The following is an 18,963-nucleotide window of genomic DNA, read 5'->3' on the forward strand; positions in this document are numbered from 1 at the left end:
TCGGGGGACCGAAGAAAGCGCGGCCAGGCCGCGCTTTCTTTTGCCGGCCTGCTTTCGCCGGCTTGGCGCACTGCACGCCGCGGCGCCACCCCCTACAATGGCCGGCAGGTTCCGGAGTACGCATGAGCGCAATCAACTACACGGTGGCCGAACTGGCCGAGCGGTTCGGCCTCAGCTTCAGCGGCGATGGCGCGCGGGTCATCGACGGCGTCGGCACGCTGGCCGGCGCCGGCCCCAGCCAGCTGAGCTTCCTCTCCAACAGCAAGTACACCGCCCAACTGGCCGCCGCTCGCGCCGGCGTGATCGTGCTGCGCGAGGAAAACCTCGCCGACTGCCCGACGGCGGCGCTGATCGCGCGGGATCCGTACGTCGCCTATGCGCGCATCGCCGCGCTGTTCGAACGGATGCCGGCCGCACCGGCGGGCATCCACCCCAGCGCCGTGGTTGCCGCCGGGGCGCAGGTCAGCGCCAGCGCCAGCATCGGCCCCGGCTGCGTGATCGCCGACGGCGCGGTGATCGGCGACGGCGTCGTGCTCGGCCCGCACTGCATCATCGGCGAAGACTGCACGGTCGGCGCACAGTCGCGGCTGGTGGCGCGGGTCACCCTGGTCACCCGGGTCACGCTCGGCCAGCGCGTGCTGGTGCATCCCGGCGCGGTGATCGGCTCGGACGGCTTCGGCCTCGCCTTCGACAAGGACCATTGGATCAAGCTGCCGCAGCTCGGCGGCGTGCGCATCGGCGACGACTGCGAGATCGGCGCGAACACCACGATCGACCGCGGCGCGCTGGACGACACCGTGCTGGAAGAGGACGTGCGGCTGGACAACCAGATCCAGATCGCCCACAACGTGCACGTCGGCGCGCACACCGCGATGGCCGGCTGCGCGGCGGTGGCCGGCAGCGCGAAGATCGGCCGCTACTGCATGATCGGCGGCAACGCCGGCGTGCTCGGCCATCTCGAACTGGCCGACCGGGTTACCATTACCGCCAAGAGCCTGGTCACGCATTCGATCCGCGAGCCCGGCGAATATTCATCCGGCGTGCCGCTGCAGGACAACCGCCAGTGGCGGAAGAACGCGGCGCGCTTCAAGCATCTGGACGAGTACGCGCGCCGATTGTCGGCGCTGGAGAAGGACAGCAACAATGAGTGAGAAAAGCGACTTCATGGCACTGCCGATCAACGTGGAGCAGATCCAGGAACTGCTGCCGCACCGCTACCCGTTCCTGCTGGTGGACCGCGTGGTCGAGATCGTGCCCGACGCCAGCGTGGTCGCGTTGAAGAACGTGACCATCAACGAACCGTTCTTCCAGGGCCACTTCCCCGGCCACCCGGTGATGCCCGGCGTGCTGATCATCGAGGCGATGGCGCAGGCCGCCGGCCTGCTGACCCAGCTGAGCCGCCGCTTCAAGGGTGACAAGGGCAGCCCGCTGTTCTATCTGGTCAAGGTCGACAACGCGCGCTTCAGCGCACCGGTGGTTCCCGGCGACCAGTTGCGTTTCGAAGTCAGCCAGAAGCGCCTGGTGCGCGGCATGGGCCTGTTCGTGGCCCGCAGCCTGGTCGACGGCAAGGAAGTGGCCAGTTGTGAACTGATGTGCGCCGCGAGGGCCCACAAATGATCCATCCCACTGCGCTGATCGACCCTTCCGCCATCATCGGCGCCAACGTCAGCGTCGGCGCGTACAGCGTGATCGGCGCCGAGGTCGAAATCGGCGACGGCACGCAGATCGGTCCGCATGTGGTGATCGAAGGGCCCACGAAGATCGGCCGCGACAACCGCATCACCCAGTTCGCCTCGCTGGGCGGCGCGCCACAGGACAAGAAATGGCAGGGCGAACGCACCGAACTGGTGATCGGCGACCGCAACCTGATCCGCGAATTCACCACCATCAACCGCGGCACCGGCCATGGCGGCGGCATCACCCGCATCGGCGACGACAACTGGGTGCTTGCCTACGTGCACGTGGCGCACGACTGCCAGATCGGCAACAACGTGGTGTTCTCCAACTACTCGGCGCTGGCCGGGCACGTCACCATCGGCGACTGGACGATCCTGTCCGGCTATTCGGGCGTGCACCAGTTCTGCAAGGTCGGCGCGCACGCGTTCATCGGCATGGGCTGCCTGGTCGGCCACGACGTGCCACCGTTCGTGATGATGGCGAACGAGCAGCAGGGCCGTCCGCGCGGCATCAACAGCGAGGGCCTGAAGCGCCGCGGCTTCGACGCCACGCGCATCGCCGCGATCAAGCGCGCCTACCGCACGCTGTACATGGCCGGCCTGCCGCTGCCCGAGGCGCGCGAGAAGCTGGTCGAGCAGGCACGCGAAAGCGACGACGTGCGCGCCATGCTGGAATTCATCGACCACAGCGAGCGTGCGCTTGCCCGATAAGCGTGAAACGCTTATCGGGAAATCAAACACGCGCTCTTGCCCTCATTTGGACGTAAAGCCGGAGGCGTTGACATGCAAACCAGCGAAGCCTCCCCCCTGATCGCCATCCTCGCCGGCGAAGACTCCGGCGACCAGCTCGGCGCCGACCTGATCGTGGCGCTGCGCCAGCGCTACCCGCAGGCGCGCTTCGTCGGCATCGGCGGCGCGCGCATGCAGCGCGAGGGCTTCGACTCCTGGTACGACATCCGCGAACTGTCGCTGTTCGGCTTCAGCGAGGTGATCCGCCACCTGCCCCGCCTGCTGCGGCTGCGCAAGGCGCTGGTCGCGCGCCTGCTGCAGGCGCAGCCGGCCGTGGTGGTCGGCATCGACGCGCCCGACTTCAACCTCGGCGTGGAACAGCGCCTGAAGCAGGCCGGCGTGCTGACCGTGCACTACGTCAGCCCGTCGGTCTGGGCCTGGCGCGAGAAGCGCGCGGAGAAGATCGGCCGCAGCGCCAGCCGCGTGCTGTGCCTGTTCCCGATGGAGCCGGCGATCTACGCGAAGCACGGCGTCGACGCCCGCTTCGTCGGCCACCCGCTGGCCGACCGTTTCGCGCTGGTGTCCGACCGCGTCGGCGCGCGCGAGATCCTGCAGCTGCCGCAGCAGGCGCCGGTGCTGGCCGTGCTGCCCGGCAGCCGGCTGTCCGAAGTCGGCCGGCTGGGCCAGGTCTTCATCGATGCGGCGAACCGCGTGGCCGCCGCCGTGCCCGGGCTGCGCGTGGTGATTCCGGCCGCCAACCCGCAGGTGCATGCCAGGCTCGGCGAACTGCTGGCCCGCGGGCCGCAGGACGAAACCGCGCCGCTGTTGCTGGACGGCCGGGCGCACGAGGCGATGCTGGCCGCAGACGTGGTGCTGCTGGCCTCCGGCACCGCCACGCTGGAGGCGATGCTGGCCAAGCGGCCGATGGTGGTGGGCTACCGCGTCGCGCCGCTGAGCTACCGCATCGCCCGCGCGCTGAAGATGCTGAAGACCGACGTCTATGCGCTGCCGAACATCCTGGCGCGTGCCGCCGGCCTCGGCGACGGCCCGCTGGTGCCCGAACTGATGCAGGACGATTGCACCGCCGGGAACCTGGCCGCCGCCACGCTGGCGCTGTTCAAGGACAGCGAGCGGCGCGGTGCGATCGTCGCCGCGTTCGAGCAACTGCACCAGGCCCTGCGCGGCGGCCTGGAAGGCCACGCGGGGGATCGTGCGGCAGCGGCGATCGCCGAGCTGATCGACGCGAAACGTACCGATGGATAAGCGCCTGTCCAATACCTGCTGCCCCGAACCGCCCGCTCGGGAAGAGGAGCGGGCGAACGCAAGGAGCATCTTCATCGCCGGCGTCGACGAGGCCGGCCGCGGCCCGCTGGCCGGACCGCTGGCGGTGGCCGCGGTGATCCTCGATCCGGCCCGCCCGATCGTCGGGCTGAACGACTCCAAGCAGCTCAGCGAAGCGAAGCGCGAAGCGCTATATCCGCTGATCATCGAGCGCGCGCTGGCGTACTGCATCGTGTTGATCGAGCGGGACGAGATCGACCGCCTGAATATCTTCCAGGCCACCATGGCCGGCATGAGCCGCGCCGTGGCCGGTCTCGCACCGGTCGCCCACGAGGCCCTGATCGACGGCAACCAGTTGCCGAAGGACCTGCCCTGCCCCGGCCGCGCCATCGTCGGCGGCGACGCGCTGGAACCGGCGATCAGCGCGGCGTCGATCCTGGCCAAGGTCAGCCGCGACCGCGTGATGGTCACGCTGGACGGCGTGCATCCCGGCTACGGCTTTGCCGCGCACAAGGGCTACGCGACCCCGGCGCACCTGGCCGCGCTGCAGCAGCTCGGGCCGTGCGCGCAACACCGCCGCAGCTTCGCGCCGGTACGCCTGCTGCTGGACCAGGCGCGATTGTTCTGACCGATCGGCGCGGGATTCCCATGCTCGAACGGCCCGGTCGCGAACCCGCTGAGATTGATCCGCATAGCCCATTCGTCTATGCAACTTTTCCTCGCGCGGGCGCATCATTCGCTACAGGAATCGCGATCAGCACGGACGCACCGGCAACACCGGCCCGTCGTCCCTACGAGACTCGCCGGGCACGGTCACAAGCGCACCCAGTAGCAGGAGTCGTGCCATGATGCTTCCCACCAACCGCCCCATCGCGCCACCGATGCCGACCCCCGCCTTCACGCTACCGGCGGACGACACGCGCGACGCCGCCCACGCCCCCGTGACGCCACACGCCGACTACAACCTCCGCCCGCTGGCGGTGGACAGCCTCGACCACTACGTCATCCGCCTCGACGAAAACGAACGGTTTCACGTGGTCTGATGGCCACCGGCCGTCCCGCGACATGCGCTGACCGCTGTCCCTTTCTCGGCGCCAGGCATGTTGCTACGCTGGCGTCATCAATCGTGGGATGGATGACATGCGCAGGATCGGCGTCGCACTGTTGGGCCTCATGCTCTGCTTCAACGCCAGGGCCGACGTGAAACCCGGCGAAGCGCCGCCGGACGCCTTGGGTACGACCCAGCGCGGGCAAGTGGTGACCGTCTCGTCCCTGCACGGCAAGGTCGTGGTGATCAGCTTCTGGGCCACCTGGTGCGGCTACTGCATGAAGGAGCTGCCGGTACTGGCGGGCCTGCAGACGCTGGCCACCGAACGCGGCCTGCCCCTGCAGGTGGTCACCATCAACCACGAGGAAGATCGACAGACCTACGTGCGGACCGTTCGCGCCCTGCGCCCGCGCCTGCCCGGCCTGCTGATGACCTGGGACCATGACGGTGCCCTCGGCAAGCCCTACGGCACCGACAAGGGCATCCCGGTCATGGTGATGCTGCATCGCGACGGTACCGTGGCCCATGTGCACGTGGGCTACGGCGAAGACATGCTGGACAGCTTGGTCGCCGAGATCAACGCGCTTCTGGCCGAACCGGCGCCGCCGGCGGTGGCCGCCGCGCCGGGCTGAGCGGGGCTTCCGGCGAGGCGCCGCCGCGCTTCGCGCAAACCGCGCATAAGTCAATCTTGCCGCTGGGCAAGGCGCCGGGTAGCCTGCGGAGACTCACCGCGCAAGAACGCATGACCGTCCGCTATACCCACCTGCACCTGCACAGCGAATATTCGCTGGTCGATTCGACCATCCGCATCAAGGCGCTGGTCGCCGCCTGCGTGCGCGACGGCATCCCGGCAGTGGCGCTGACCGACGACAGCAACATGTTCGCGCTGGTGAAGTTCTACAAGGCCTGCAGTGCGGCCGGCATCAAGCCGATCGGCGGCTGCGACCTGTGGATCTCCGCACCGGACGACCCGCGCCCGTGGCGGCTCACCTTGCTGTGCCAGGATCGCGACGGCTACCTCAACCTGTCGCGGCTGGTCTCGCGCGCGTGGCAGGAAGGCCAGCACGGCGGCCGCGCATTGGTCGAAGCCGGCTGGCTGAGCGCCGACGCCAGCAGCGGACTGATCGCCCTGCTCGGCCGCGACAGCGAAGTCGGCCGCATCGCGCTGAACCAGGGCGCCGAGGCCGCGCTGGCGAAGCTGCGCCCGCTGGCGCGGCTGTTCTCCGAGCGGCTGTACCTGGAGCTGACCCGCTGCGGCCGCGACGGCGAGGAAAACTGGAATACCGCCGCGCTGGCACTGGCCGCCGAACTCGGCCTGCCTGTGCTGGCCAGCAACGACGTGCGCTTCCTCAAGCAGGACGACTTCGGCGCGCACGAAGCGCGCGTGTGCATCAACCAGGGCCGCGTGCTGGCCGACCCGAAACGCCCGCGCGAGTACAGCGACCAGCAATACCTGAAGACACCCGACGAGATGGCCGCGCTGTTCGCGGATATCCCCGAGGCGCTGGAAAACACCGTCGAACTGGCGAAACGCTGCACCCTGGAACTCAAGTTCGGCACCTACTACCTGCCCGACTTCCCGGTGCCCGAAGGCCACGACCTCGACAGCCACATCCGCGAGCTGTCGCGGCAAGGCCTCAAGGAGCGCCTGGCCAGCGCGCCGCTGGCCGCCGGCCACACGCTCGCCGACTACGAGGCGCGGCTGGAACGCGAGCTGGACGTCATCGTCAAGATGGGTTTCCCCGGCTACTTCCTGATCGTGGCGGACTTCATCAACTGGGGCAAACAGAACGGCATTCCGGTCGGCCCCGGCCGCGGTTCCGGCGCCGGTTCGCTGGTCGCCTGGGCGCTGAAGATCACCGACCTCGACCCGCTGCAGTTCAACCTGCTGTTCGAGCGCTTCCTCAACCCGGAACGCGTGTCGATGCCCGACTTCGACATCGACTTCTGCATGGATCGCCGCGACGAGGTCATCGACTACGTGGCGCGCAAGTACGGCCGCGACCGCGTCAGCCAGATCATCACCTACGGCTCGATGGCGGCCAAGGCGGTGCTGCGCGACTCCGGCCGCGTGCTCGGCATGGGTTACGGCCAGGTCGACAAGCTGGCGAAGATGGTGCCGCCGCGGCCGCTCGACCTTACCCTGTCCGATGCGCTGGGCCGCTCGGAGAAGTCGAAGAAGGAACCCGATCGCGTCGTCAGGGAGTTCTGCGAAGCGTACGAGCAGGACGAGGACGCCCGCGCGCTGGTCGACCTGGCGCTGAAGCTCGAAAACCTCACCCGCAACGCCGGCAAGCACGCCGGCGGCGTGGTGATCGCGCCGACCCCGCTGACCGACTTCGCGCCGCTGTACTGCGAAGCCGGCGGCGGCGGCGTAGTGACCCAGTACGACAAGGACGACGTGGAAGCGGTCGGCCTGGTCAAGTTCGACTTCCTCGGCCTGCGCACGCTCACCATCATCGACTGGGCGGTGAAGGCGATCAACGCCCGCCGCGCGAAAACCGGCGAAGCGCCGCTGGACATCTCGGCGCTGCCGCTGGACGACCCGGCACCGTACGATCTGCTGAAGAAGGCGCAGACCGTCGCCGTGTTCCAGCTCGAATCCTCCGGCATGCAGCGCATGCTGAAGGACGCGAAACCCGACCGCTTCGAGGACATCATCGCGCTGGTGGCGCTGTACCGCCCCGGCCCGATGGACCTGATCCCCAGCTTCATCGCGCGCAAGCACGGCCGCGAGGACGTGGAGTATCCCGACCCGCGCGTCGAGCCGATCCTGAAGGAGACCTACGGCATCATGGTCTACCAGGAGCAGGTGATGCAGATGGCGCAGATCGTGGGCGGCTACTCGCTCGGCGGCGCCGACCTGCTGCGCCGCGCGATGGGCAAGAAGAAGCTGGAGGAAATGGCGAAGGAGCGCGCCAAGTTCCGCGAAGGCGCGGCGAAGGACGGCCTCAGCGGCGAGAAGGCCGATTCCATCTTCGACCTGATGGAGAAGTTCGCCGGCTACGGCTTCAACAAGTCGCACGCCGCCGCCTACGCGCTGGTCTCCTACCAGACCGCCTGGCTGAAGGCGCACTACCCGGCCGAATTCATGGCCGCGACGATCTCCTCGGACATGGACAACACCGACAAGGTGGTGACCTTCCTGGACGAATCGAAGGCGATCGGCATCACCGTGCAGCCGCCGGACGTCAACGCGTCCGAGTACATGTTCGTGGCGGTCGAGCCGAAAACGATTCAATACGGATTGGGCGCGATCAAGGGCGTCGGCCAGGGCGCCTGCGAATCCATCGTCGCCGAGCGCGCCCACGGCAAGTACACCGACCTGGCCGACTTCTGCCGCCGCGTCGATCCGAGCCGGCTCAACCGCCGCGTGCTGGAAGCGCTGATCCTGTCCGGGGCGCTGGATGCGCTGGCGGCGAATCGCGCCAGCCTGATGCTGCAGCTGCCCGACGCGATCAAGGCCGCCGAGCAGCACCTGCGCGACCGGCAGTCCGGCCAGAACGACATGTTCGGCGCCGCCATGGGCAGCGCCACGCCGGTGCTGGAAATCGAACTGCCGACCGTGCCGGAATGGCCGCTGGAGCAGAAGCTGCAGGGCGAGCGCGACACGCTCGGGCACTACCTGTCCGGCCATCCCACCGACCCGTGGAAGGACGAACTGGCGCAACTGTCGACCTGCCCGCTGGGCGAGATCGTCGACCGCTACCAGCCGCCGAAGCCGCGCCGGAACGACAACGACGACGGCAACCGTTTCCGCCGCGGTCCCGACACGCCGTGGACCGTCGCCGGCATGGTCACCGCCGTGCGCAAGCGCGGCGACAGCGATGCGTTCGTGCGCCTGGAGGACGGCAGCGGCATCATCGAGGTGAGCTTCTTCGGCGAGCTGTACCAGCAGATGGCGCCGCTGCTGACCCGCGACGAGATGCTGGTCGTGGATGGCGGCCTGCGCATCGACGAATTCTCCGGCGGCGGCTTCCAGCTGCGCGCGCGCAGCGCCTGCTCGCTGGCCGACGCCTGCCGCCGGCATGCGCGTCTGCTGCAGCTGAAATTGAACGGCATCGGCCCGGGTTTCGTCGAACAACTGCAGCACGCGCTGGCCGGCTACCGCGGCGGCCGCACCAGCGTGACGCTGCACGGTTATCGCAACCGCCACGCCCAGGCCGATCTCGAACTCGGCGAAGGCTGGCGCGTGGAAGCCATCCCGGAACTGCTGCGCGCCGTACGCGCCCTGCCCGGCGTGCAAGCCGCGCGCCTGCGCATCGTCAAGCAGCAGGATTGACCGGCCGCCTACCGTTTGCTGCTGCTCTCCATTATCGCCTTCAGGTCGGCAAACGGATTGCCCGTCGCCGGCGGCGCATCTTCAGCCGCCATCACCCCGCCACGCACGTGGTCGATATGCCGCGAGTGCTCGTTGTCGTGGCAATACACGCACAGCAATTCCCAGTTGCTGCCGTCCGGCGGGTTGTAGTCATGGTCGTGATTGCGGTGGTGCACGGTCAGTTCCTGCAGGTTCGCGCGGGTGAACTCGCGCGCGCAGCGGCCGCACACCCACGGATACATCTTCAGCGCGCGCTCGCGATAGCCCAGCTCCCGCTGCTCCGCGTTGCGCCGGGCCTCGGCCACGATGCGGTCGAGCTTGGCGTTGTCGATGACGGGTTTGCTGGGCATGGCGTGGATCCGGCGAAAGCCAAGGGCTCGATGGGGCGGACGATAGCGCAATCGTCCGGCCTGCGGCAGGCATGTGCCGACCCCGTCACAGCCATACGGCGGCGTTCTCGCGTTTTCCTGCGGGACGGTATACTGAGCCGCTTCTGTGCCATGAATTGCAGCGAATGAACCCCAACTTCCTCGATTTCGAACAACCCATTGCCGAACTGGACGCGAAGATCGAAGAGCTTCGCCATGCCAGCAGCGGCCAGGCGTTCAATATCGACGAGGAAGTCGGCCGCCTGCGCGAGAAGCTGAAGGTCAAGACCGCGGAAATCTTCCGCAACCTCAACTCGTGGCAAACCACCCAGCTGTCGCGCCACCCGGCGCGCCCGTACACGCTCGACTACATCGGCGTGATCTGCGAGGAATTCCACGAACTGGCCGGCGACCGCATGTATGCCGAAGACGCGGCCATCGTCGGCGGCCTCGGCCGCATCAACGGCCGACCGGTGGTGATCATCGGCCACCAGAAGGGCCGCAACACCAAGGACAAGGTGCGCCGCAACTTCGGCATGCCGCGTCCCGAGGGCTACCGCAAGGCGCTGCGCCTGATGAAGATGGCCGAGCGTTTCGGCCTGCCCCTGCTGACCCTGATCGACACTCCCGGAGCCTACCCCGGCGTCGGCGCCGAGGAGCGCGGCCAGAGCGAGGCGATCGCGCGCAACCTGCTGGAGATGGCCGAGCTGAAGGTGCCGATCATCTGCACCGTGATCGGCGAGGGCGGCTCCGGCGGCGCGCTGGCGATCGGCGTGGGCGACCGCACGCTGATGCTGCAGTACTCGACCTATTCGGTAATCTCGCCGGAAGGCTGCGCCTCGATCCTGTGGAAGAGCCCGGACAAGGTGAAGGACGCCGCCGAGGCGCTGGGCATGACCGCGCCGCGGCTGCTCGAACTGGGCCTGATCGACAAGGTCGTGCGCGAACCGCTGGGCGGCGCGCACCGCAACCCGCGCTCGATGGCGATCCGCCTGAAGGCGGTGCTGCTGAAGCAGCTCGACGAACTCGAGGCGATGCCTCTCGCCGACCTCCTCGAACAGCGCTACAAGCGCCTGCGCGGCTACGGCGCTTACCAGGAATAAGCGCCGCCGCGGTCACGCGGCGGCCATCACGCACTTGGCGCTACCATCGGCATCACCTTCATGCTGCCGGGATCCGTCATGGCCCACGACAAACTTGCGGTACTGATCGACGCCGACAACGCGCGCCCGGCGATCGTCGAGGGCCTGCTCGCCGAGATCGCCAAGTACGGCACCGCGCACGTCAAGCGCATCTACGGCGACTGGACCAAGCCCGACCTCAACGGCTGGAAGGAAGTGCTGCTGCGCCACTCGATCCAGCCGATCCAGCAGTTCCGCTACACCGTCGGCAAGAACGCCACCGACTCGGCGATGATCATCGACGCGATGGACCTGCTCTACGCCGAGCGCTTCGACGGCTTCTGCATCGTCTCCAGCGACAGCGACTTCACCCGGCTCGCCTCGCGCATCCGCGAATCCGGGCTGACCGTCTACGGCTTCGGCGAACGCAAGACGCCGGAGCCATTCCGTACCGCCTGCGACAAGTTCATCTATACCGAGGTGCTCGCCGGGGCATCGGCCAGTACCGCCGAAACCGAAGCCGCGCCCAAGCAGCGCTCGGCGAAGGAACTGCGCGGCGATTCGCACCTGATGAACCTGCTGCGCAACGCGATCGAGGCCGCCTCCGACGAGACCGGCTGGGCCGGCCTGGGCGCGATCGGCAGCATCGTCAACAAGCAGTCGCCCGACTTCGACTCGCGCAACTACGGCTACGCCAAGCTCAGCGGCCTGATCAAGGGCATCGGCCTGTTCGACACCGAGGAGCGCCTGATCGGCAACGGCAAACACATCTACGTGCGGCCCCGCGACGGCAAGAAGTGAACGATCCGCTGCGCCAGCACCTGCACGCCGCGCTGGCGGCAGCGCCGCCGGCTCCGCTGTGCGTGGCGTTCAGCGGCGGCCCGGATTCCAGCGCTCTGCTGCACGCGCTGGCGCAGTTGCCCGAAGCGCGTGCGCGAGGACTGCGCGCGCTGCACGTCGATCACGGCCTGCTCCCGGACAGTGCGGCCTGGGCCGCGCACTGCGAACATTTCTGCGCCGCACTGGACGTGCCGTGCGAGGTACTGCGCGTGCAGGTCGACGGCGACGCCGGCAGGGGCGTGGAAGCCGCCGCCCGCGACGCGCGCTACGCCGCACTGGCTACGTCATTGCGCGACGGCGAATACCTGTTGCTCGGCCACCATCGCGACGACCAGGCCGAAACCGTGCTGCTGAAACTGCTTCGCGGCGCCGGGCCGGAAGGGCTGGGCGGCATGCGCGCGCTGCGTCCGTTCGGCCGCGGCCAGTTGTGGCGGCCGTTGCTGGCGCTGTCGCGGCGGCAACTGCGCGATTACGTCGAGGCACAGCGGCTGGATTGCATCGACGATCCGTCCAACCGCGACACCCGCCTGACGCGCAACCAGCTGCGCCACGAAATCCTGCCGCGCCTCCTGCAGCACTGGCCGCAGGCGGTGGATTCGATCCTGCACAGCGCCGCCCTGTGCCGCGCCGCCGCGGATGCGCTGCAGACGCAATGGCTGGCCGCATTCGATGCGTTGCACGACCCCGCCAGCGGCAGTCTGGACGCCCGTGGCTGGCTGGCGCTGGCTCCGGCACTGCGCGAACCGCTGCTCGATCACTGGCTGCATGCGCGCGGCCTGTCCGCCCCCACCAGCGCGCAGCGGCGGCAGATCGAACGCCAGTGCGGCGCGCGTGCGGGCCAGCTGCCGTGCATCCGCTGGACCGGCACCGAACTGCACATCTGGAAAGGCCGGCTGTGGGCCTTGCCACCCGAGCGCGTCGTCGACGCCGACTGGCAGGCGTCCTGGCACGGCGAGGCATTGGCGCTACCCGACGGCGGCGAACTGCGGCTGACCGTCGCCGGCATCCGCCTCGCCGGGCCGCTGCAGGTGCGCCTGCGCCGAGGGGGCGAACGCATCAAGCCGGATGGCGACGCGCATACGCGCGAACTTCGCGACCTGTTCCAACAATCGCGCCTGCCGCCGTGGCAGCGCAACGCCTGCCCGCTGCTGTATGCCGGCGACGAACTGGTCGCGGTCGCCGACCGCTGGATCAGCACCCGCGGCAGCGCGATTTTCCGCCACGCCGGCGCCCTGCCGCGCTGGCGTCCGGGGCGCTGATCCAGGTCACGCCAGGGGTTTTCCGCAGCCCGCGCGGATTGATTCCGGACGCCCGCTGCGCTAGCGTTGCGGGTCATGGCCAAGACCGCTCCCGCCCCCGGCAAGACCCCGCCCGCCGCCGACTTCGAACACTCCCTCGACGAACTGGAGCAACTGGTCGCGAAGATGGAAGGCGGCGACATGAGCCTGGACGAATCGCTGGCCTCGTTCGAGCGCGGCATCGGCCTGTTCCGTCATTGCCAGCAGTCGCTGGAGCAGGCCGAACTGCGCGTGCGCCTGCTGCTGGATCCCGATGCTCCCGACAGCGCCGAACCGTTTGAACCCGAACTCTGAACTTGGTCCCGCCCTGCAAGCATTGATCCTCCGCGCCGAACAGGCGCTGGATCGCAGCCTGCCACCGACCGAACAATCCCCCGCCGACCTTCACCGCGCGATGCGCTACGCCGTGCTTGGCGGCGGCAAGCGGCTGCGCCCGCTGCTGGTCTACGCCGCCGCGCACGCACTGGGCGAAGACGGTCCGTCACTGGACGCCGCCGCCTGCGCGGTGGAACTGATCCACGCCTATTCGCTGGTGCACGACGACCTGCCCGCGATGGACGACGACGCGCTGCGCCGCGGCCGCCCGACCTGCCACATCGTGTTCGGCGAGGCAATGGCGATCCTTGCCGGCGACGCGCTGCAGGCGCTGGCGTTCGAGATCCTCGCCGACGACACCTCGCGCCAGACCGACACCGCCACCGGCATGGCGATGCTGCGCGCGCTGGGCCGCGCCTGCGGCGCCGAAGGCATGGCCGGCGGCCAGGCGCTGGACCTGGCAGCCGTCGGCCATCCGCTGACGCTGGGCGAACTGGAGCACATGCACGCCTGCAAGACCGGCGCGCTGATCCGCGCCTCGGTGCAGCTGGGCGCACTCGCCGCCGGCGCTGCCGGCGATGTCCTGCAGGCGCTGGACCGCTACGCCCACGCGGTCGGCCTGGCGTTCCAGGTGCGCGACGACATCCTCGACGTGGAAGGCGAATCGGCGGTGATCGGCAAGACCGCCGGCAAGGACGCCGCCGCCGCCAAACCCACTTTCCCCTCGATCATCGGCCTCGACGCCTCGCGCGCCCGGCTGGCCGAACTGACCGACGCCGCGCTGGCCGCGATCGCGCCACTGGGCAAGCGTGCCGGGCTGCTGGAAGAGCTGGCGCTGTACGCCGCCCACCGCCGTTATTGATCGAACCCCGCGCAATGAAAAGGGCGGCTTGCGCCGCCCTCGTTTCATCACGCGAAGCGTTGTTTCAGTTGACCAGCCGCAGCGTGAACGGGTAGCGGTAGGTGGTGCCCTCGTTCGCCTTGATCGTGGCGATGATCACGAACACCAGCCAGCCGATCGCCAGCACCGCCAGCAGCAGGAAGCCGATCAGGATGAAGCACAGGATCCAGCCCACGATGGCGGCGATCGCCACGGTGATGTTGAAGTTCAGCGCTTCCTTGCCCTGGTCGTTGACGAACGGCATGGTGTCCTTCTTGATCAGCCAGATCACCAGCGGGCCGATGATGCTTCCCAGCGGAATGATCACGCCGACCAGCGCGGACAGATGCGCGAACATCGCCCACTGACGCTCTTCGGCGGAAGGGGCCCCGGCCATGGGCGGCTCGTTCGGCGGGGGCGGAATGACAGACTCGGGTGGAACGCTCATGCGCATCTCCTTGTAGTCAGAACTTGCGTCGACGGCTCGCCGGCCGCTGGCCGGTTGTGCCGATGCTAGCAAGCCTTGCGCCGCTTTGCCGCATGAATCTTCGGCCCGGCGGCAATCACCGGAATCCGCGGGCTACTCGCCGGCCACCGTCATCCGCTCCAGCAGGATCGAGCCGGTGAGGATGTGCGAGCGTGCATCGACATCCGTGCCCACCGCGACGATGCCGGCGAACATCTCGCGCAGGTTCGCCGCGATGGTGATCCCTTCCACCGGGTAAGCGATACGGCCGTTCTCGACCCAGAAGCCGGCCGCGCCGCGCGAATAATCGCCGGTGACGGTGGACACGCCCTGCCCCATCACCTCGGTCACCAGCAGGCCGCTGCCCAGGCGTTGCAGCATGCCCTCGAAATCGCTGCGCTCGCCGTCGGCGCTGCCTGGCTCCACGATCAGGTTGTGGATGCCGCCGGCATTGCCGGTCGACTGCAGCCCCAGCTTGCGCGCCGAGTAGCTGCCCAGCACGTAGCGCGCCAGCACGCCGCCTTCGATCAGCGCGCTGTCGCGGGTGGTCACGCCCTCGGCATCGAAGTTGCCGGAGCCCTGGCCGCGCGGCAGGTGCGGCCGCTCGTCGATGTTCAACCAGGCCGGCATCACCGGCTTGCCGACATGGTCGAGCAGGAAGCTGGCCTGGCGATACAGCGCGCCGCCGCTGACCGCGCCGAGCAGGTGGCCGATCAGCCCGCGCGCCAGCTCCGGCGCGAACAGCACCGGGCACTGCCGTGTCGACAGGCTGCGCGCGCCCATCCGCGCCAGCGTGCGTTCGGCCGCCTTGTCGCCTAGCGCCTGCGCGCTGATGAAATCGCCGGCGGCGCGCACGCTGTCGTACCAGTAGTCGCGCTGCATGCCGTCCTCGTCGCCGGCGATCAGCGCCAGCGACAGCGAATGCCGCGTGCCGCGCTCGCGCCCCACGAAGCCGTGCGAATTCGCGTACACCGACAGCCCCTGCCCGGCCTGCACGCTGGCGCCGTCGGAATTGCTGATGCCGGCGTGCGCGCGGCCGGCCGCCTCGATGGCGATGCCCAGCTCGATCGCGCGCGCGGTGTCGATGTCCCACGGATGCCACAGGTCCAGATCGGGAAACGCTGTCGCCATGCGCGCCGCATCGGCCAGCCCCGCGGCCGGATCGGCCTCGGTGAAGCGCGCGATCGCGCAAGCCTGGTCCAGCGTGGCCTGGATCGAATCGGGGTTGAGGTCGGCGGTGCTGGCCGAACCCTTGCGCTGGCCGAAGTACACGGTGAGCCCGAAACCGCGGTCGCGGGTGTGCTCCACCGTCTCCACCTCGCCCAGGCGCACGTTCACGCTGAGCCCGGTGTCGACGCTGGCGGCCACCTCGGCCTGGCTGGCGCCGGCGGCGCGGGCGCGGCGGATCACGTCCTCGGCCAGCTCCGCCAGGCGGTCGAGTTCGGACTCGCTACGGTCCGGCAGGTTGCGGTCCTGGCTGATGGCAACTTCGCTCACGTTTGGGCTTTCCTGGGGATTAGACGGGTAGAATAAGCGGTTCGCGACCGCAGGCTCCCGAGTTGGGGGCGCGGCGGCGAAATGAAAAGAGCTGCGGAGAACGCCCATGCACCCCACCGCCGGCATCTATCGTCACTACAAGGGTCAGCGCTACCGCGTGCTGGGCACCGCGCACCACAGCGAAACGATGGAGCCGCTGGTGGTCTACCAGGCGCTCTACGGCGACCACGGCCTGTGGGTGCGCCCCGCCGCGATATTCAGCGAGACCATCGAACTGGACGGCGAGCCGATCGCCCGCTTCGCGCTGGAACAGGCCGAACTGGACCCTGCCGAACTGGACCCGGCCGAACAAGGCCCGGCCGGGCTGGCCAGCAACGACCCGCACGCCTGATCCACCCGCTTTTCTTCTGGAACGAACCCGTGAGCCCGAGCCGCAGCCGCAACCAGACCGAACTCGACGACGAGGACTACGGTCCCAGCCGCACCCAGCAGCGCCGCGAGGCACTCGCCGTGCTGGTATTGGCGCAGCAACTGGTCGATCTGCAGCCGAGCCGCCTGGCCAAGCTCCCGCTGCCGGACGACGTGCGCCGCGAAATCGACATCACCCGCCGCATCACCTCGCACGGCGCGAAGAAACGCCAACTCGCCTTCCTCGCCAAGGTGATGCGCCGCTACGGCGAAGAAGACTTCGCCGCCGTGCGCGCCGAACTCGGCGAGAACCGCGAGAAGCAGCGCCAGGAAACCGCGGCAATGCATCGCCTTGAAGCGATGCGCGACCGCCTGGTCGCCGAGGACGAAGCCGCGCTGTCCGAGCTGATCGCCGAGCATCCGCAGGTCGACCGCCAGCACCTGCGTTCGCTGGTGCGCCAGGCGCGCATCGAGAAGGACACGCCGAACAAGCCGCCGCGGGCGTATCGGGAGATCTTTCAGTTGTTGAAGGACCTGGCACAGGCGGACGATTCGACCGAAAGCTGAGCGATTCGCCCTACCGCTTATTGCGGAACGCGCGGAGAAACCTGGGCGCCCATCGCCGTCATTCCGGCGAAAGGCGGTTCCGCCTCAGCCTCTCCAACTCGTCATTCCGGCGAAGGTCGGAATCGCTCTTGCCTCTGTTGCCCGAAGCAGAGCGGTCGGCTGCCGCAGGCAGACGAAAGCTCTCCGCTCCGGATACGGCAAAAAGGCACCGTGTGCGGCGGTGAAGCGAAGTCGACAGACCGCGCAGCAATTACACATGAGCCACATACAGCGCGGGCGCCCTCCTCGCGGCGGACGCCCGCGCATGGCGCATCGCGGAAGTTACAGCCCCGCGTTCAACGCACTCACGATGCCGCTGCCGAAGCCGCTGGCGTAGTCCCAGCCGACCGTGGCGGTTTCGCCGCCGTTGCTGCCCGAGGTGATGTCGTGGTAACTGGCGGTGGACACCGTGTACAGGTGCGGCGCCGCGAAGCCCAGCGTCGGGTGCGCCGCGAGCATGCGCGCCCAGGTGGCCGCAAACAGCGGGGCCGCCAGACTGGTGCCGCCGTACTGCGCATTGCTGCCGTTGACGATGATGATGGAGCCCGAGTTCGGGTCGGCATCGAACGCCACGTCGGCCACGTCGCGGGTGGTGCCGCCGCCCTGGGTTTGCCAGCTCGGTTTGGGTTCCACCGTGCTCGGGCTGCCGCCGGCCTTGCTCCACAGCGTCTCGCTCACCCAGCTGTTCGACGTGCCGGTGGTAAGCGTGGTGCCGCTCACCGCCACCACGTAGGGCGAACTGGCCGGATAGCTCGGCGTGGTGCCGCCGGGCGACTTGCCGCACTCGTTGGAGCCGGCGTCGCCGGTGGAGATGGAGAACGTCTGCCCCTGCGCCACGCCCAGCGCGAAGATCTGGTCGTCCGCCGCCATCGAGCCGTCCTGGTAGGCGCCGGTTTCGCACTCGCCGAGCGACACGTTGATGACCTGCGCCACGTTGTCGCTGACCACGCGGTTGAACGCCGCGGTGAGCGCGCTGTTGGTCAGCGAGTTGGCCGCGTAGAAGATCAGCTTGCCGACGCCGCCGGACATGCCGACGATATCCTGGCTGTCCAGATCCCACTCGGGCGTGCCGCTGGTGTCGGTGCCCGGCGTGCCCACCGTCACTACCTGGGTGTTCACCGCGGGCAGATGGTTGGCGGTGGTGAAGCTGGTCAGGTCCTTCAGCGGCTGGGTCATGTCGCCGTCGCTGATGATGCCCACGGTGATCGTCGAAGCGGCCGGCGTGCCGCCCACGTTGTAGATCGTCGGGAACGTGGTCGGGTTGTGGCCGACCAGCGTGCTGCCACCGCCTGGCCGGCCGTGGGTCGTCGTGCCACTGTTTTGCAGCGCGGCCTTGACGATCATGGTGTGCGGATGCGTCACGGTCTGCAGGCCGCTCACCGACAGCACGGAATCGGCCAGCGCCGCCGGTACCTTGGCGTCGTCGATGTTGGCGTATGCCGCATGGCCGTTTGCGTCGGTGGCCTTGACGAAGCGTGTGCCGAACGCTGCCCGAGCACTCGCGGCCGTGCCGTCCGCCGAAACCAGCAGACGGTTGGCCGACACGCTGACGTTGGTGAAGCCGGCCCGGCTCAGGTAATCGGCCACGGCCTGCGCCTGCATCTGGCTCGGCAGGAAATTCGCGGCGACATCGCCCGCCTGCAGCCTGGCGCGGAACAGCGGGCTGGCCGGGTTGTGCGCAGCGGCGATGAAATCGTCGAGCGCGCCCTTGTTCTGGATCTTCAGCGCCACCTGCACGTGCAGCGGCATGTCGAATGCCACCAGGTCACTCATGTTCACCGACGCGGCCGGCACGTGGGCGTGCGTGGCCGTCGTTCTCCAGGTGGCGTCGACGCCGGCCGCCGTTGCGACCGTGGACGCCAGCGCCCAGATTGCCCCCATCGCCAGACACAGCGAAGTCTTCTTCATCTGCATGGTTCATCCCCGAAATTGATGGTGCGAACAAAAAAAATCCCGGTCGCCAACGGACCGGAATCGCATGACGCGGCCTTGGTCCCCCCGGACAAATTCCCGACCCCGCCAGTCCTCGACGCTAACACGCCGCGCCCCTGAATGATCCGTGTCCTCGTCAAAAAAATGCAAACAAGCCATTGATTCGCAAGACTTTAC

At 68.5% G+C, this 18,963-nt stretch carries 19 protein-coding genes; 15 read left to right on the plus strand and 4 right to left on the minus strand.

Annotated features, from left to right (window positions below; genetic code table 11):
• Positions 1 to 122 precede the first annotated feature (122 nt).
• The 8 genes from lpxD (at position 123) to dnaE (ending at position 9,016) form a co-directional block, all read left to right on the plus strand.
• Positions 123 to 1,151: a UDP-3-O-(3-hydroxymyristoyl)glucosamine N-acyltransferase gene (lpxD, locus tag KK131_RS03915; RefSeq protein ID WP_214555413.1), complete on the plus strand. Its 1,029-nt coding sequence runs from the start codon at positions 123 to 125 to the stop codon at positions 1,149 to 1,151.
• Positions 1,144 to 1,617 carry a 3-hydroxyacyl-ACP dehydratase FabZ gene (fabZ, locus tag KK131_RS03920; RefSeq protein ID WP_214555414.1) on the plus strand — a complete coding sequence of 158 codons (474 nt, stop codon included), beginning with the start codon at positions 1,144 to 1,146 and terminating at the stop codon, positions 1,615 to 1,617. The genes lpxD and fabZ overlap by 8 nt, the downstream gene beginning before the upstream one ends.
• The gene (gene lpxA, locus KK131_RS03925) at positions 1,614 to 2,387 is read left to right on the plus strand and encodes an acyl-ACP--UDP-N-acetylglucosamine O-acyltransferase (RefSeq protein WP_214555415.1); all 774 of its coding nucleotides are present in this window, start codon (positions 1,614 to 1,616) and stop codon (positions 2,385 to 2,387) included. Before fabZ ends, lpxA begins: the two co-directional genes overlap by 4 nt.
• 72 nt (positions 2,388 to 2,459) lie before the next feature.
• Positions 2,460 to 3,668, plus strand: a complete 1,209-nt coding sequence (lpxB, locus tag KK131_RS03930; RefSeq protein WP_214555416.1) for a lipid-A-disaccharide synthase — start codon at positions 2,460 to 2,462, stop codon at positions 3,666 to 3,668.
• On the plus strand, positions 3,661 to 4,314 hold the full coding sequence (rnhB, locus tag KK131_RS03935; RefSeq protein ID WP_214555417.1) for a ribonuclease HII: 654 nt from the start codon (positions 3,661 to 3,663) through the stop codon (positions 4,312 to 4,314). Before lpxB ends, rnhB begins: the two co-directional genes overlap by 8 nt.
• Before the next feature lie 217 nt (positions 4,315 to 4,531).
• Positions 4,532 to 4,729: a hypothetical protein gene (locus tag KK131_RS03940; protein ID WP_214555418.1), complete on the plus strand. Its 198-nt coding sequence runs from the start codon at positions 4,532 to 4,534 to the stop codon at positions 4,727 to 4,729.
• Between the two features lie 97 nt (positions 4,730 to 4,826).
• Positions 4,827 to 5,366, plus strand: a complete 540-nt coding sequence (locus KK131_RS03945) for a TlpA disulfide reductase family protein (protein ID WP_214555419.1) — start codon at positions 4,827 to 4,829, stop codon at positions 5,364 to 5,366.
• A gap of 110 nt (positions 5,367 to 5,476) precedes the next feature.
• Positions 5,477 to 9,016, plus strand: coding sequence for a DNA polymerase III subunit alpha (gene dnaE, locus KK131_RS03950; RefSeq protein WP_214555420.1), 3,540 nt, complete (start codon positions 5,477 to 5,479; stop codon positions 9,014 to 9,016).
• Between the two features lie 8 nt (positions 9,017 to 9,024).
• On the opposite strand, the gene KK131_RS03955 is transcribed toward dnaE, so the two are convergent.
• Positions 9,025 to 9,405: a YajD family HNH nuclease gene (locus KK131_RS03955; RefSeq protein WP_250887129.1), complete on the minus strand. Its 381-nt coding sequence runs from the start codon at positions 9,403 to 9,405 to the stop codon at positions 9,025 to 9,027.
• A 164-nt stretch (positions 9,406 to 9,569) separates the two neighbouring features.
• Here KK131_RS03955 and KK131_RS03960 point away from each other — a divergent pair, with 164 nt between their 5' ends.
• The 5 genes from KK131_RS03960 to KK131_RS03980 all read left to right on the plus strand — a co-directional run bounded on the left by KK131_RS03960 (position 9,570) and on the right by KK131_RS03980 (position 13,859).
• Entirely contained in the window at positions 9,570 to 10,526 is a 957-nt protein-coding gene (locus tag KK131_RS03960) for an acetyl-CoA carboxylase carboxyltransferase subunit alpha (RefSeq protein ID WP_214555421.1), read from the plus strand.
• A gap of 78 nt (positions 10,527 to 10,604) precedes the next feature.
• Positions 10,605 to 11,345 (plus strand): NYN domain-containing protein, encoded by a 741-nt coding sequence (locus KK131_RS03965; RefSeq protein WP_214555422.1) that lies wholly within the window; start codon positions 10,605 to 10,607, stop codon positions 11,343 to 11,345.
• Positions 11,342 to 12,643, plus strand: a complete 1,302-nt coding sequence (gene tilS, locus KK131_RS03970) for a tRNA lysidine(34) synthetase TilS (RefSeq protein WP_214555423.1) — start codon at positions 11,342 to 11,344, stop codon at positions 12,641 to 12,643. Before KK131_RS03965 ends, tilS begins: the two co-directional genes overlap by 4 nt.
• A gap of 75 nt (positions 12,644 to 12,718) precedes the next feature.
• Entirely contained in the window at positions 12,719 to 12,976 is a 258-nt protein-coding gene (locus KK131_RS03975; protein ID WP_214555424.1) for an exodeoxyribonuclease VII small subunit, read from the plus strand.
• A complete protein-coding gene (locus KK131_RS03980) occupies positions 12,960 to 13,859 on the plus strand; it encodes a farnesyl diphosphate synthase (protein ID WP_214555425.1) in 900 nt (299 codons plus the stop codon). Before KK131_RS03975 ends, KK131_RS03980 begins: the two co-directional genes overlap by 17 nt.
• 64 nt (positions 13,860 to 13,923) lie before the next feature.
• Here the strand turns inward: KK131_RS03980 and KK131_RS03985 are convergent, their stop codons facing one another.
• Both KK131_RS03985 and pmbA read right to left on the minus strand, forming a co-directional pair.
• Positions 13,924 to 14,325: a DUF4870 domain-containing protein gene (locus tag KK131_RS03985; RefSeq protein ID WP_214555426.1), complete on the minus strand. Its 402-nt coding sequence runs from the start codon at positions 14,323 to 14,325 to the stop codon at positions 13,924 to 13,926.
• A 132-nt stretch (positions 14,326 to 14,457) separates the two neighbouring features.
• Entirely contained in the window at positions 14,458 to 15,840 is a 1,383-nt protein-coding gene (pmbA, locus tag KK131_RS03990) for a metalloprotease PmbA (RefSeq protein WP_214555427.1), read from the minus strand.
• 106 nt (positions 15,841 to 15,946) lie between these two features.
• Here pmbA and KK131_RS03995 point away from each other — a divergent pair, with 106 nt between their 5' ends.
• Positions 15,947 to 16,231 (plus strand): DUF1653 domain-containing protein, encoded by a 285-nt coding sequence (locus tag KK131_RS03995; RefSeq protein WP_214555428.1) that lies wholly within the window; start codon positions 15,947 to 15,949, stop codon positions 16,229 to 16,231.
• A gap of 29 nt (positions 16,232 to 16,260) precedes the next feature.
• Positions 16,261 to 16,815: a ribosome biogenesis factor YjgA gene (gene yjgA, locus KK131_RS04000; protein ID WP_214555429.1), complete on the plus strand. Its 555-nt coding sequence runs from the start codon at positions 16,261 to 16,263 to the stop codon at positions 16,813 to 16,815.
• Between the two features lie 321 nt (positions 16,816 to 17,136).
• On the opposite strand, the gene KK131_RS04005 is transcribed toward yjgA, so the two are convergent.
• Positions 17,137 to 18,768 carry a S53 family peptidase gene (locus tag KK131_RS04005; RefSeq protein WP_214555430.1) on the minus strand — a complete coding sequence of 544 codons (1,632 nt, stop codon included), beginning with the start codon at positions 18,766 to 18,768 and terminating at the stop codon, positions 17,137 to 17,139.
• Positions 18,769 to 18,963: the final 195 nt, after the last annotated feature.

The sequence above is a fragment of the Rhodanobacter sp. LX-99 genome (assembly GCF_018599185.1).
Taxonomy (GTDB): domain Bacteria; phylum Pseudomonadota; class Gammaproteobacteria; order Xanthomonadales; family Rhodanobacteraceae; genus Rhodanobacter.

Bases quoted from the DNA above. Each gene is read 5' to 3' on its own strand.
- lpxD (WP_214555413.1), top strand. From the start codon at position 123: ATGAGCGCAATCAACTACACGGTGGCCGAACTGGCCGAGCGGTTCGGC.
- fabZ (WP_214555414.1), top strand. From the start codon at position 1,144: ATGAGTGAGAAAAGCGACTTCATGGCACTGCCGATCAACGTGGAGCAG.
- lpxA (WP_214555415.1), top strand. From the start codon at position 1,614: ATGATCCATCCCACTGCGCTGATCGACCCTTCCGCCATCATCGGCGCC.
- lpxB (WP_214555416.1), top strand. From the start codon at position 2,460: ATGCAAACCAGCGAAGCCTCCCCCCTGATCGCCATCCTCGCCGGCGAA.
- rnhB (WP_214555417.1), top strand. From the start codon at position 3,661: ATGGATAAGCGCCTGTCCAATACCTGCTGCCCCGAACCGCCCGCTCGG.
- KK131_RS03940 (WP_214555418.1), top strand. From the start codon at position 4,532: ATGATGCTTCCCACCAACCGCCCCATCGCGCCACCGATGCCGACCCCC.
- KK131_RS03945 (WP_214555419.1), top strand. From the start codon at position 4,827: ATGCGCAGGATCGGCGTCGCACTGTTGGGCCTCATGCTCTGCTTCAAC.
- dnaE (WP_214555420.1), top strand. From the start codon at position 5,477: ATGACCGTCCGCTATACCCACCTGCACCTGCACAGCGAATATTCGCTG.
- KK131_RS03955 (WP_250887129.1), bottom strand. From the start codon at position 9,405: ATGCCCAGCAAACCCGTCATCGACAACGCCAAGCTCGACCGCATCGTG.
- KK131_RS03960 (WP_214555421.1), top strand. From the start codon at position 9,570: ATGAACCCCAACTTCCTCGATTTCGAACAACCCATTGCCGAACTGGAC.
- KK131_RS03965 (WP_214555422.1), top strand. From the start codon at position 10,605: ATGGCCCACGACAAACTTGCGGTACTGATCGACGCCGACAACGCGCGC.
- KK131_RS03975 (WP_214555424.1), top strand. From the start codon at position 12,719: ATGGCCAAGACCGCTCCCGCCCCCGGCAAGACCCCGCCCGCCGCCGAC.
- KK131_RS03985 (WP_214555426.1), bottom strand. From the start codon at position 14,325: ATGAGCGTTCCACCCGAGTCTGTCATTCCGCCCCCGCCGAACGAGCCG.
- KK131_RS03995 (WP_214555428.1), top strand. From the start codon at position 15,947: ATGCACCCCACCGCCGGCATCTATCGTCACTACAAGGGTCAGCGCTAC.
- KK131_RS04005 (WP_214555430.1), bottom strand. From the start codon at position 18,768: ATGCAGATGAAGAAGACTTCGCTGTGTCTGGCGATGGGGGCAATCTGG.